The organism is Streptomyces sp. NBC_01478, from assembly GCF_036227225.1.
Lineage (GTDB): Bacteria > Actinomycetota > Actinomycetes > Streptomycetales > Streptomycetaceae > Streptomyces.
Genome location: NZ_CP109444.1, coordinates 1,969,853 through 1,982,587, shown reverse-complemented (window position 1 = coordinate 1,982,587; position 12,735 = coordinate 1,969,853). Strand labels below are relative to the sequence as shown.

The 12,735-nt window shown below is 69.8% G+C and carries 11 protein-coding genes; 5 read left to right on the top strand and 6 right to left on the bottom strand.

The features are described 5' to 3' along the window. Positions 1-38: 38 nt before the first annotated feature. The 5 genes from OG223_RS08920 (at position 39) to OG223_RS08900 (ending at position 4,346) form a co-directional block, all read left to right on the top strand. Complete coding sequence (locus OG223_RS08920; protein WP_329244896.1) at positions 39-641, top strand: TetR/AcrR family transcriptional regulator; 603 nt, start codon at positions 39-41, stop codon at positions 639-641. Between the two features lie 787 nt (positions 642-1,428). Beyond that, positions 1,429-2,244: an oxidoreductase gene (locus OG223_RS08915; RefSeq protein WP_329244893.1), complete on the top strand. Its 816-nt coding sequence runs from the start codon at positions 1,429-1,431 to the stop codon at positions 2,242-2,244. Between the two features lie 59 nt (positions 2,245-2,303). Then, positions 2,304-2,684 (top strand): hypothetical protein, encoded by a 381-nt coding sequence (locus tag OG223_RS08910; RefSeq protein ID WP_329244890.1) that lies wholly within the window; start codon positions 2,304-2,306, stop codon positions 2,682-2,684. Then, entirely contained in the window at positions 2,681-3,706 is a 1,026-nt protein-coding gene (locus tag OG223_RS08905) for an SMP-30/gluconolactonase/LRE family protein (RefSeq protein WP_329244888.1), read from the top strand. The genes OG223_RS08910 and OG223_RS08905 overlap by 4 nt, the downstream gene beginning before the upstream one ends. Positions 3,707-3,755: 49 nt before the next feature. Beyond that, positions 3,756-4,346, top strand: coding sequence for a TetR/AcrR family transcriptional regulator (locus OG223_RS08900; RefSeq protein ID WP_329265204.1), 591 nt, complete (start codon positions 3,756-3,758; stop codon positions 4,344-4,346). Between the two features lie 540 nt (positions 4,347-4,886). Here the strand turns inward: OG223_RS08900 and exaC are convergent. The 6 genes from exaC to OG223_RS08870 form a co-directional block, all read right to left on the bottom strand. Beyond that, a complete protein-coding gene (gene exaC / locus OG223_RS08895) occupies positions 4,887-6,410 on the bottom strand; it encodes an acetaldehyde dehydrogenase ExaC (RefSeq protein WP_329244885.1) in 1,524 nt (507 codons plus the stop codon). Between the two features lie 212 nt (positions 6,411-6,622). After that, positions 6,623-7,900 (bottom strand): GAF domain-containing protein, encoded by a 1,278-nt coding sequence (locus tag OG223_RS08890; protein ID WP_329244881.1) that lies wholly within the window; start codon positions 7,898-7,900, stop codon positions 6,623-6,625. Positions 7,901-8,085: 185 nt separating this feature from the next. Continuing rightward, a complete protein-coding gene (locus tag OG223_RS08885) occupies positions 8,086-8,685 on the bottom strand; it encodes an N-acetylmuramoyl-L-alanine amidase (RefSeq protein WP_329244878.1) in 600 nt (199 codons plus the stop codon). A gap of 18 nt (positions 8,686-8,703) precedes the next feature. Next, the gene (locus OG223_RS08880; protein ID WP_329244875.1) at positions 8,704-9,717 is read right to left on the bottom strand and encodes an acetamidase/formamidase family protein; all 1,014 of its coding nucleotides are present in this window, start codon (positions 9,715-9,717) and stop codon (positions 8,704-8,706) included. After that, a complete protein-coding gene (locus OG223_RS08875) occupies positions 9,714-11,198 on the bottom strand; it encodes an APC family permease (RefSeq protein ID WP_329244872.1) in 1,485 nt (494 codons plus the stop codon). Before OG223_RS08875 ends, OG223_RS08880 begins: the two co-directional genes overlap by 4 nt. Before the next feature lie 189 nt (positions 11,199-11,387). Next, positions 11,388-12,644 carry an ROK family transcriptional regulator gene (locus OG223_RS08870; RefSeq protein WP_329244869.1) on the bottom strand — a complete coding sequence of 419 codons (1,257 nt, stop codon included), beginning with the start codon at positions 12,642-12,644 and terminating at the stop codon, positions 11,388-11,390. Between the last annotated feature and the right edge of the window lie 91 nt (positions 12,645-12,735).

The window sequence follows — 12,735 nt, the reverse complement described above, 5'->3', positions numbered from 1 at the left end:
CTGATTACAGTCAGAATCTACTCCTGGAGGACACCGTCATGCCTGTCGCCCCCCGGTCGGTCGGACGGCGCGAGCGGAACAAGCAGGAGAAATTCGACCGCATCGTCGCTGCCGCCACTGAGCTGTTCGCCGAACACGGCATCGATGAGGTCACGACCCAGCAGATCGCCGACAAGGCCGACATCGGCACCGGGACCCTGTTCCTTTACGCCAAGACCAAGGGCGAACTCCTCCTCCTGGTCCAGAACGCCAAGTACGCCGAAGCACTTGAGCAGGGCCGTGCGGACGCCGAGGCCATCCCAGGCGTGCTGGACGCGGTGCTGGCGATCGTCCGGCCGATCGTCGAGTGCAACCGCACCCAGATCGACAACGGACGCACCTACCTGCGAGAGATGGTCTTCGGCGACCCCGAGGAGCCCCGGCACGGCGCGGCCCTCGCCATCGTCGCGCAGACCGAGGAGGCCATCGCCGCCGTGCTGCGCCGAGACGAGCGGGTCACGGAGGGCGACGCCGCGACGCTGGCACACATCGTGTCCGCCGTGATGTTCCTCAGTACGGCGGCGAGCGTGAACATCGCCTTGAGCGTCGAGGAGATCGTGCAGGACATCCGGGGGCAGGTCGACGTCCTGCTGCCTCGCTGAAGCGCGGCCCAGCCTCAGGCCCGGGCGACCATCCGGGTGGTCCTCGGCTGCGTCATGGCCCGAATCCATAAATGGCAGGTCATCCGGCCGTCGCTGCCCATTCCGGCATGGTCGGAGGGGTGGGCAGGCGGGCGGCCGGAGGGCTGGCGCCACCGCGTGCTGCTGGGATTCCGGAGATTGCCTACCTACGTGGCGTCGAGTCCCCGCCGCGCAGTCCCTGTCCCTGGGATTCCGGGTCGAGGCCCGTGTGGTGCGGTCAGGGCTTTGTGGGTCGATTCCAGGATCTTCTCCGACAGTTCTGTGCCCGCCGTGGCCCGGGCGAGCAGGGGCCTGCCGGTTGGCGGAGGTGAGGGCGGTGTTGCGGCAGGCTTGCGGCTGGCAGTCGGCCATGGCGGGCTGATCGGCGGAAGCCTCAGGGCAGAGGCACCGGGCGCGGTCGGGGTTGTAGACGCAGGTCATGAAGGTGCCCGGGTACAAGTGGGTGTCGTGACAGGCCGGGATGCGGCGCAGGCGGGATTCGTCGGTGACGACTTGGCCGTCGAAGACCGTGTGGCGGGCGAGCTCGGCGAGGAACTGGCCGCGGGCGAATGCTCCTTCGGCCTCGACTTCGTGGCGGAAGCCCGCTCACGATCTTTCCCATACCGCACCACCCACGCTTCCCGAACCCTTCTCGAATCACCGGACGCGACCGCTTGCCATCGACCGGCGACCACCCTATGGTCGTACGAACGTAAGACATACGAACGTACGACCATAGGGACGTACTCCAAAATCAAGGGAGACCGTGATGGCGACAACCCAACCGGTGGCGCTCGTGACGGGTGCCTCATCGGGCATCGGCAAGGAGACGGCCCACGCCCTCGCCGCGGCGGGCTTCGAGGTGATCGGAACCGCTCGCAACACCGCGCGGGTCACCGCGCCCGCCGGGGTGACCTACCTCGACCTCGACGTGACCAGCGACGATTCGGTCGCCTCCGTGGTCAAGCAGGTGATCGATCGGTTCGGGCGCATCGACGTCCTGGTCAACAATGCCGGCGTCGGCGCCAATGGCGCCGCCGAGGAGTTCTCCGTCGCCCGGACGCAGGAGGTCTTCGACGTCAACGTCTACGGCATCATGCGGATGACCAAGGCGGTTCTGCCGCACATGCGCGCTCAGCGGCGCGGACGCATCATCAACGTCTCCTCCCTCAGCGGGTTCGTCCCCAGCCCGTTCATGGCCATCTACACCGCGACCAAGCACGCGGTCGAGGGCTACTCCGGGTCGCTGGACCACGAGGTCCGCGAGCACGGCGTCCGGATCCTGCTCGTCGAGCCCGGCCCGATCAACACCCCGTTCGGGGACCACAGCGTGCAGGGCGACACCCCATTGCCGCTCTACGCGTCGGGGCGGCGCACCTTCGACGAGGTGCTGGCGAAAAACACCAGCGGCGGCGACGATCCCGCCGCCGTGGCCAAGGTGATCGTCGCGGCAGCCACCGACCGGAACCCGAAACTGCGGCGCACCGCCGGCTCGACGGCCGCAAGCATCAGCGTGCTCCACCGCGTCCTTCCGGGGCGGATCTTCGACCGTATCGTCCGCAGATTCAACCGGATGCCGAACTGACGCCCACCTTTCGCGTACCCGAACCCGTCCGAAAGCGGCGGCGTGTTTTCGACGAGGTGATGGCGCAGGTGAAGGACGGCGATGACCCCGCCGTCGTCACCAGAACGATCGTCACCGCGACCACCGACAAGAAGCCGAAGTCGCGCTGCACCGCCGGCCTGCCGGCCTCACGCGTCACTGCGGCCCGCCGACTCGTCCCCGCCGGAACGTTCGACAAGCAGATCTGCAAGAAGCAGCGCCGCCGCCCGCCTGGCCTCCCGGTCCGGCCTCAAGGGCGTCGTTTCCGCCCGAGTGCTTCTGATGCAGACGACACCACTGGCAGCTCCGGTCTTCCCGAATGTCCATTGATCAGCAACTCGTTGATTTGCCGAGGAGAGTCATGCAGCAGCAACGCCGGCAAACGGCCCGGCGCAGTGCATCGGGCGCACGGCGTTTTGTGAAGAGGAACGTCGGGATCGCGCTGGCGGTCACCGCGACGGCGGCCGTCCTGGTCTCGGCGCCATCCGCGTCCGCGTGGACGGGACACGCGTACAGCGGTTCCGTTGTCACCGACGTGAAGACCGCGGCGACGTTCGACTTCGCGGCCGGCGAGATCCCCGAGAACATCACCGCCAACCTCGACGGCTCGGTGACCCTGTCCATGCTCGGGAGCTGCGCGGTGTGCGAGCGCACCCACGGACCGGAGCTGATGCGTCTCTCCCCCTCCGGAGAGCGCACGGTGCTCGCCACCGGGCAGGTGGGCGAGGCGATCAGTGGCAACGCCCGCGGCAGTGACGGCACCGTCTACTACGCGTTGTGGGCCCCGGGCAACGCGGCCAGGAACGGCGTGTACAAGCTGCTTGCGGACGGCACCCCTGAGCGCATCGCCGCGCTGGCCCCCGACTCAGGCCCCAACGGGCTGGCTGTCGCCCCGGACGGACGCACGCTCTACGTCGCGGACAGCCTCAAGGGCATCGTCTGGTCCGTTCCCGTCGCGGGCGGATCGGTGACGCCGTGGCTGACCGACGCCGCTCTCGCGCCGGTGCCCACCGAGGCCCTGCCGATCGGTGCCAACGGGCTCAGGTTCCACAACGGCGCCCTGTGGGTCAGCAACTTCAACAAGGGCACCCTGCTGCGCGTACCGGTCACCACCACCGGCGTGCCCGGCCCCCTCCGCCAGGTCGCGGGCGGCCTGCCCAACATCGACGACCTCAGCTTCCTGACTCCCCGCTCCGATGTGGTCTTCGCGGCGCAGAACGGCTCCTCCTCGAACAACGGCCCGGACAGGGTCGTGGCGATCTACCCGAACGGCACCTACAAGCCCGTCCTGACCAGCGCGGACGGTCTCGCCTCACCCTCCGCCACCGCCGTCCGCGGCAACCGGCTGTACATCACCGACGGCGGCGTCCCCGAGCCCCACGACGCGAAACTGCAGACCGCCAGGATCAACTTCCCCGCTCTCCTCGCCGGCGCGGCACACTGACCCGACCAGCAGCAGCCGGGGCACAAACCCCGGTTCCCAGGAGGAACACATCGTGCGGTACACGAAAGAACACAAGCAGGAGACACGGCAGCGGATCATCGCAACGGCCGGTCGCCGGCTCAAGCAGGACGGCATCGACGGCTCCGGCGTCGCCACGCTCATGAAGGACGCGGGCCTGACCAACGGCACCTTCTACGCCTACTTCGCCTCCAAGGACCACCTCGTGGCCACCGCGGTCGCCGACCAGATGCGCGCCCAGCACGAGAACATCGTCGCGCTGGCGGCGCCCGGCCGTGCCGGACTCGAACAGTTGATTCGCTGGTACTTCTCCCCCGAGCAGCGCGACAATATCGAGGACGGCTGCCCCAACGCCGCCCTGCTCGACGAGATCGCACGCTCCACGGATCCCACCCGGCAGGCCTATACCGACGGCGCGCTGGTCCTCATTGACGGCTTCGCCGCCCGCCTGGCACCCCACGATCCACCTTCGGCACGTGTGCGGGCACTTGGCCTCCTCGGCATGATGGCCGGGACACTGCAGCTCTCCCGTGCCCTGACCGACCGGCAGCTCGCCGACCAACTCCTCGAACAGGGCATGCGCAACGCCCTCGCACTGCTGGATACCGAGCAGCACAACTGAGACGCCATCCGCGTACCGATCAGAAGCTGGTTCGGTCGAACAAGGGCGGCGGCTCCCTCGACATCCGCGGTAGACCTTCGAGCCGACTCGAAGGTCAAGCTCAGTGCGCAACCCGTATCGGGATGGCCACCAGTCCCTCACCGACGCACGGGTTCGCTTTAGGACTGCTCAGGATTCCGCGAACCCGCGCGCTTCCGTGTGGGACGTCCTCGCCCTGCCGACAGGGGATGTCCGCGGGCGGCCGTACGTCGAGCGGCGCGCGATGATGCTCGGTGTGCTCGCCGGGCTGCCGTCGCCGTCTCCGATTCAGGCAGTGGCGGCGACGGACGATCTGTCGCCGGCGCAGGCCTGGTACGACTCACTGCAGGACACCGGTTGTGGACCACCGACCAGCTCACCCGTCTGAACAACCTCGCCCCCGCCGCCGGAGACCGCCCCACGAGGCGGGCATGCGGCTGGTCAACGCCTTGCTGTCTGAATGATGGCTCGGAAGGGTGCCTGACGAGAGTCTTCCCAGGTCAGGCACCCTTTCGTTTGCCTTTAGAAGAAGCCCAGCTTCTTCGGCGAGTACGACACGAGCAGGTTCTTCGTCTGCTGATAGTGGTCCAGCATCATCTTGTGGTTCTCGCGACCGATGCCGGACTGCTTGTAGCCGCCGAACGCCGCGTGCGCGGGATACGCGTGATAGCAGTTCGTCCACACCCGCCCCGCCTGGATCGCCCGGCCTGCGCGGTACGCCGTGTTGATGTCCCGGGTCCACACACCGGCCCCGAGACCGTACAGCGTGTCGTTGGCGACCTTGATCGCGTCGTCGAAGTCGTCGAACGAGGTTACCGAGACCACCGGCCCGAAGATCTCCTCCTGGAAGATCCGCATCCGGTTGTGGCCCTCGAAGATCGTCGGCTGGACGTAGTAACCGCCCTTCAACTCGCCGTCGTAGTCGAGTCGTTCACCGCCGGTGAGGATCTTCGCGCCCTCCTGCCGGCCGATGTCCAGGTAGGAGAGGATCTTCTCCAACTGGTCGTTGGACGCCTGCGCGCCGATCATCGTGTCCGTGTCGAGCGGGTGCCCCGGCTTGATCAACTCCGTGCGGGCGACGGCCGCCTGGAGGAAGTCGGAGTAGTGGCCGCGCTGGATCAGCGCCCGGGACGGGCAGGTGCACACCTCGCCCTGGTTGAGCGCGAACATCGTGAAGCCTTCGAGCGCCTTGTCGAGGAAGTCGTCGTTCGCCGACGACACGTCGTCGAAGAAGATGTTCGGCGACTTGCCGCCGAGCTCCAGCGTGACCGGCTTGATGTTCTCGGAGGCGTACTGCATGATCAGCCGCCCTGTCGTGGTCTCGCCGGTAAAGGCGACCTTCGCCACGCGCGGGCTGGACGCGAGCGGCTTGCCCGCCTCGACGCCGAAGCCGTTGACGATGTTCACCACGCCCGGCGGCAACAGGTCCGCGATCAGGCTCATCCAGTAGTGGATGGACGCCGGGGTCTGCTCGGCCGGCTTGATGACGACCGCGTTGCCCGCCGCGAGCGCCGGCGCCAGCTTCCATGTCGCCATCAGGATCGGGAAGTTCCACGGGATGATCTGCGCCACGACCCCGAGCGGCTCGTGGAAGTGGTACGCCACCGTGTCGTCGTCGACCTCGCCCAGCGAACCCTCCTGTGCCCGGATCGCCCCCGCGAAGTAGCGGAAGTGGTCGATCGCGAGCGGGATGTCGGCGGCGAGCGTCTCGCGGACCGGCTTGCCGTTCTCCCAGCTCTCCGCGACAGCGAGGGGCTCCAGGTTCGCCTCCATCCGGTCGGCGATCTTGAGCAGGATGTCGGACCGCTCGGTCACCGACGTCCGGCCCCAGCCCGGCGCCGCCGCGTGCGCCGCGTCCAGCGCCCGCTCCACGTCCTCCGCGGTGCCGCGCGCGATCTCCGTGAACGGCTGCCCGTTCACCGGGGACGGGTTCTCGAAGTACTGCCCGCGGGCCGGCGGCACGTACTCGCCGCCGATGAAGTGGTCGTAGCGCGCCTGGTAGGAGACGATCGCGCCCTCGGTGCCGGGTGCCGCGTAACGGGTCATCCTGGTCTGCCTCCCGGAACAGCGCTGCCCGCCGTTGGACAGCTCTCGGCGCGAGGCTAGGGAGCGGGACGTTGCATGTACGTTGCGCGGTGGCGGGTGGCGGGTGGCGGGTGACTGGGAGTCGGGAGCCGGAGGGCGGAAGCCGGGAGCCGGAGGGCGGAAGCCGGAGGGCGGACCGTGTTCCAAGTGCCGTGCGCCGAAAGCGAGTTACGTCAACGGCCCGTCCGGTGTGACCACGCGGCCGGTGCCGCCAGCTCGGACTCCAGCGCGTCGAGTCGAGAACGCACCGGCGCCGTCGGCCGTATCGCCGCGAGCGCCCGCCATACGTCGAGGTCGTCCTCGCCCCACGGCGCGTGCGCCCAGTCCGCCAGCAGGTCGGGGTCGCGGCGGGCGATCAGCGCCGTACGGAGGCCGTCGGCGAGGCGGGTCCTGAGCCGGACCACCGCCGGTGCCTGCGAACCGGGCAGCAACGGACCCGTGTACGCGCTCGCCGCCCCCGTGACCGCGCCCCCTTCCAGCCGCCGCTCGACGATCGCCACGTCGGACTCGACCGGCAACGTGAGCCGGTAGGGACGCGAGGCGAGCAGCCCCGGCCCCAACAGCCTGCGCAGCCGCGCCAGTTCGGCCCGCAAGGTCACCGGCGGCACCGACTCGTCCTCGTACAGCGCGCACAGCAACTCGTCGCCGGTCAGTCCCTCGGGATGCCGGGCCAGCAGCACCAGGATCTCGCTGTGCCGGCGGCTCAGCCTCATCTTGCGGCCGTCGACGCACAGTTGGGCCTCGTCCCGGCCCAGTGCCATCAGCTCGGGTCCGTCGACCGGCGTCTGCTCCGGGGCGAGCAGCGCCAGTTGGGACTCGGCGGCCCGCGCCACCGCCTGCACGAAGCCCAGGCTGTGCGGATGCGCCAGCCCGTCCCCGCCGGTGATGTCCACGGCACCGAGCACCCGTCCCGTGCGCGGATCGTGCACCGGAGCCGCCGCGCACGTCCACGGCTGCACCCGCCGGATGAAGTGCTCGGCCGCGAACACCTGCACAGGCCGGTCCACGGCGACCGCCGTACCCGGCGCGTTCGTCCCCACCGCGCTCTCCGACCAGCGCGCACCCGGCACGAAGTTCATCCGGCCCGCTTTCCGCCGGGTCGCCGGATCCCCCTCGACCCACAACAGCCTGCCCTGCGCGTCGCACACCGCAAGCAGATGCGCGCCGTCCACCGCGAACGTGCCCACCAACTCCCGGATCAGCGGCATCACCCGCGCCAGCGGATGCTCCGCCCGATAGACGCCCAGGTCACCGTCCGTCAGTTCCACCCGCGCCGTACCCTCGGGACCGACACCGGCCCGCGCGGAACGCCGCCAGGAATCGGCCACCACCGACCGCACCGGCTGCGGCACCGTACCCGCCACGGCGAACGTCTCGTGCGCCCGGCGCAGCACCCGCACCCGCTCGGCAGGGTCGGCCCCCGGCTCCAGGGCCACCCATGGATCGGTCAACTCGGCCTCCCTTGACGTCGATACGGCGCCGCAACGGATGCGGACATCGTTACTCCGCAGACGGATCCGGACAACCGTTTCGACCAGGGACGAGCCGAACGAACCGCATCGCACCCGGAACCGGTTCGGATCCGACTCGGATTCGGTTCGGAACCGGCCAGGATTCGGCTCGGATCCGGCTCGGCTCAGGCAAGACCGACCATCCTCATGTAGCGCGGCCAGTCCCACTTCGGCCCCGGATCGGTGTGGTCGGTGCCCGGCACCTCGTAGTGCCCGATGATGTGTGCCCGGTCCTTGGGGAGCCCGTACTTCGTACAGATCGCCGCCGTGAGTCCGGCCGACTGCTCGTACAACGCGTCGGTGAACCACTCGGGTTGATTCACCCACCCCTCGTGCTCGATCCCGATACTGCGGGTGTTGAAGTTCCAGTTCCCCGCGTGCCAGGCGATATTGGTCTCCCTCACACACTGGGCCACATGCCCGTCGGCCGATCGCACGAGGTAGTGGGCGGACACCTTCTTCTGCGGATTCTGGAAAATGGACAGGGTCTTGGGGTATGTCTCCTGCGTGACGTGGATGATCACGCGGTCGACCGGATAGCCGGTGGGACGGTTGGACGCCGTGTAGTTGGAGGTGGTCGCCGGCTGCCACTCGGCCGACGGATAGTCGACGGCCTGGGCCTGGGCGTCGGCCCGCGCGTCGGGAAGTAACGCGTAGGGGACGGCGGCGAGGGAGGCCCCCTTCAGCAGCCATCGCCTGCTCGGGAGCGGTCGTGCCCGTTCCATGCTCGGGTGCCTTTCGGTTCAGTGAAGGAGCGCCGCGGCGGTCTCACGCAGCCGCGCGTGCAACCCCCGGTGAGTCTCGCGCGCGGGCAGCCATTCCTTCCGGATCTTCGCCACACAGGTGTAGTTGGTGTCGCACACGTTGGCCAACGGCGACTCGACGGCCTGGGTTGCGAATTGGTAGGCGTCCAGTTCGCTGAACCCGTAGTCGCGCACCAACCAGCGCACCAGGTCGAGCTGGGAGATCCGGAACGCGTCCTCCAACGGGCGCGCCGAACCCGTCGAGATGATGTGCGTGTCCGACTCGATGCGTGGCCAGGGCGTGGCGACCCCCTTGAGCAGCTCCACGATCACCACGGTGTTCATCGCGCACTCGACGGCGACTCCACAGGTCTCGCCCTCGCCCTGCCGGGCATGTCCGTCGCCGAGGCTGAGCAGCGCGCCCTCCACGTTCACCCCCAGGTAGCAGGTGACCCCGGCCCGCATCTCGGGCGTGTCCATGTTCCCGCCGTGCGCGTCGGGCACCAGTGCCGAACGCACCTCCAGGTTGGCGGGCGCCACGCCCACGGTGCCGTGCATCGGGTCGAGGGGCAGCTCGACCTCGATGTCGCTGTCACGCGCGCGGAACAACGCCGTACGGCGGGTCCGGTCCAACTGCCAGATCCAGACGGTCTCCGGGAGCGGCGGCTGCAGTGTCGCCGTGGTGTGTGTCGAGGTGAGCGCGCCGAAGAGGGGGACCGTGGTGGAGGCGGCCCAGTCCCGCGCCGGTTCGATCGACACGAAGTGCACGGCGACCGTGTCACCCGGCTCCGCGCCCTCTACGTGGAAGGGGCCGGTCTGAGGGTTCAGGAAAGGGAATTCGCACACTTCGGACACCAGGTCCTTCTCGGACCGAACCCGTCCGGCGAAGCAGTCCTCCGTGTACAGGTCGAGGACCGTGCCGGGCGTGATGCGCGCCACGGGCGGGGCGCCGCCGAACGTCCAGGCGTACTCGCCCGGTTCGGGCCGCACCGTGAGGATCCGGGGGTCGTTCATGGCTGTACTGCTCCGTTCTGCGGATGACCGGTGGAGACGGGTTCGTCGAGATGGACACGGGCGGTTTCGGCTATTCGCTCGGGGTGCCGCCGTAGCAGGACGAGCAGCACTACGACCCCTGCCGCCATCCAGACGCCGACGACCGGTCCGCCGTAGGACACGGGCGCGGTCAGTTCGGCCACGAAGTCGAAGGCCGGGAGGCCTGCCGCGGTGAGCAGGGCGGGGACGAACGCGACGATCCCGAGGAGGGGGACCAGCAGGTGCCGTAGCGGCTTGAGCAACTCGCGTCTGCGGCGCAGGAAGTAGCCCGCACAGGCCAGGTTCACGACGATGTAGACGCCGATGACGACCGTGACGATCACCGTGGCCAGGAGGAGGAACGCGGTCACCGGGTCGTAGCCGAAGCCGAGGCCCAGTACGGCTCCCACCGCGATGACGGTCTGCACGGCGATCCCGGCGACGGGGGAGCGGTGGCGTGGGTGCAGCGCGGCCAGGACGCGGGGGAGTACCCGGATCCGGGCCAGGGCGAAGGCGGTGCGCGTCGAGACCGTGGCGCACGCGTTGGCGTTGGCGATGGTCGAGTTGACCACGGCGAGGAACACCAGGACCCAGAACAGTCCGAACGACGCGCGGGCCACTCCCTCCCAGGACGCGGCGCCGGAGGCCCCGAATCCGCTGAAGCGGTCCGGTCCGAAGTACACCGTCATGGCGTAGGTCGTCAGTACGTAGAACAGGCCGATGCCGAGGGCCGCGCCGAGCACCGCGCGGTGCATCGTCCGGCGCGGGTCCCGGGTCTCCTCGGCGAGCGGTGCGGCGGCCTCGAACCCGGCGAACGCGAGCACCGTGTAGACCGATCCTGCGAAGACGCCGCCGAAGCCCGAGTGGTCCTTGCTCGTGTGCGAAGTGCCGAACACCGACAGGGTGTTGTCCCCGCCGGCCTTGCCGATCAGCCAGATGGCGAACACCAGGAAGACGAGGATCTCGAAGACCCCGAGGACCGTTCCGAAGCGGGCGGAGGCGCGCGCTCCGTACCAGCCCGCCACGGCGATGATCGCGGCGCCCTCGAGCGCCCATGGCCACCACAGGTTCTCCGGATACGAGGACCACTCCTGGTGCAGGGTGCCCGCGGTGGTGAAGCCGAGCTGGAGGAGCAGCAGTGGTGGGACCAGTGCTTCGACGAAGACGTAGCCCCAGCCGACCAGGAAGCCGACGGCCGGATGCAGACCCTGTGCCGCGTATGTGGCGACCGAGCCGGCGGCGGGCAGTTCGCGGGCCAGTTCGGCCACGCAGGACGCGGTGAACAGACAGGCCACCAGCGCGATCAGCACCGACAGCGGCAGACTTCCGCCCGCGAAGGCCGCGCCCGACGGGATCGACGCGGCGACCGCGGCGGCCGGCGCCATCGCCGTGACGCTCTGGAAGAGGACCTCGCGCAGCCCGACGGCATCCCGCCGTAGCCCCTGAACCGTCTCCCCCGACACGTGAATCCCCCCTCGTCCGTCCGCCTCCGCACCCGCACCCGCACACCGTCGTCACGACACGACGGCTGCGCCTCGCGTGAATCACGGTACGGCGCTTGCGGGTTGGGCAGTAGGGCGTGGCGGGCTTCCGTGGACGACGGCGGAACTGTGGACAACTCGGCCACTCGGACGAGTGAAGTCGGCCGTGTTTCAGGCCTGTTCGGCCACGATGTCCACAGCCCGTCCGGGCAGGGTTCCCCCGGTGCGTTCGGCCACCGCCGCCGGGTCGTCGAGGACGGCCCGCACCACCGAGTGCGCGGCCCCCAGCAGCGGACCCTCGGGCCCCAGCCGCGACACCGACACCGGACAGGCGGGCCCCGCCGTGCGCCGCGCCAACTCGGCCTCCAGCGACGGCAGCAGCCAGGGCGCGAGACCGGACAGCGCGCCGCCCAGCACCACCAGTTGCGGATCGAGCAGGTTGACCGCGCCGGTCAGCGCGATACCGAGCGCCGTACCGGCGTCGTGCAGGGCCCGGCGTACCGCCTCGTCGCCGTCGGCGGCACGCGACGCGAGCAGACCGACCCGGTCGGCGCCGGGCTCCAGACCGGCGGCGAGCAGCACCGCCTCCTCGCCCGCGTACTGTTCGAGGCAGCCGCGCCCGCCGCACGCGCACTCCGGCCCGTCCGGACGCACCGGCACGTGCCCCAACTCGCCCGCGAATCCCCGAGTTCCGCGCAGCAGCCCCCCGTCCACCACGACCGCGGCGCCGATGCCGATCTCGGCCGACACATGCAGGAAGTCGCGCGGAGTGGTCTCGCCCAGCCAGAGTTCGGCGAGCCCGCCGAAGTTGGCCTCGTTGTCCACCGTGGGCGGCAGCTCGGCGGGCAGCAGCGCGCCGAGGTCCGTGTCGTGCCAGTCGAGGTTCGGGGCGCGGACGACCGTACGGCCGTCGCGGGCCACCAGACCGGGCACGGCGACCGCGAGCCCGGCCGGCCACAGGCCCTCCGCGTCGGCCTCGGCCACGACCTGCCGTACCAGCGTGGCGAGTTCGGCGAGGACCGGTTCGGGGGAGCGGCCGCGGTTCACACCGTGCCGTACGGCACGGGCCCGTATCTCGCCGCGCAGATCGACCGCGCAGACCGCGAGATGGTCGACCCCGACCTCCGCGCCGATCCCGGCCGGACCGCGCCCGCTGACGGCGAGCGCCGATCCCGGCCGGCCCACCCGGCCGGGCCGCTCGGGGCCCAGCTCCTCGAGGAGACCCGACCGGATCAGCTCGTCCACCAGCGTCGACACCGCCGCACGGGTCAGCGCGATGCGTGAGGCGACGGCCGCACGCGAGAGCGGACCCTCGGCACTCACCGTGTGCATCACGCGCGCGAGATTGCGCCGGCGCATGCCCTGCTGGGTGTCGGGCAGGGCACGCGCGGACCCGGCGGAACGTGCCTCGTGCAGCGGTGCGGTCATGCTTCCGTCAGTCCTCGGTAGGTGTGCGGCGGCCGGTGTCGTGCGTCCCCGGCTGGTCCGCGATCAGCGCGGGGCAGCGGCCTCCCGCTCT

What these genes read in the sequence shown, in the direction of transcription:
- OG223_RS08880 (WP_329244875.1), bottom strand. Translation starts at nt 9,717, where the DNA reads ATGAACGACCCCCGGATCCTCACGGTGCGGCCCGAACCGGGCGAGTAC.
- OG223_RS08920 (WP_329244896.1), top strand. Translation starts at nt 39, where the DNA reads ATGCCTGTCGCCCCCCGGTCGGTCGGACGGCGCGAGCGGAACAAGCAG.
- OG223_RS08915 (WP_329244893.1), top strand. Translation starts at nt 1,429, where the DNA reads ATGGCGACAACCCAACCGGTGGCGCTCGTGACGGGTGCCTCATCGGGC.
- exaC (WP_329244885.1), bottom strand. Translation starts at nt 6,410, where the DNA reads ATGACCCGTTACGCGGCACCCGGCACCGAGGGCGCGATCGTCTCCTAC.
- OG223_RS08870 (WP_329244869.1), bottom strand. Translation starts at nt 12,644, where the DNA reads ATGACCGCACCGCTGCACGAGGCACGTTCCGCCGGGTCCGCGCGTGCC.
- OG223_RS08885 (WP_329244878.1), bottom strand. Translation starts at nt 8,685, where the DNA reads ATGGAACGGGCACGACCGCTCCCGAGCAGGCGATGGCTGCTGAAGGGG.
- OG223_RS08910 (WP_329244890.1), top strand. Translation starts at nt 2,304, where the DNA reads ATGGCGCAGGTGAAGGACGGCGATGACCCCGCCGTCGTCACCAGAACG.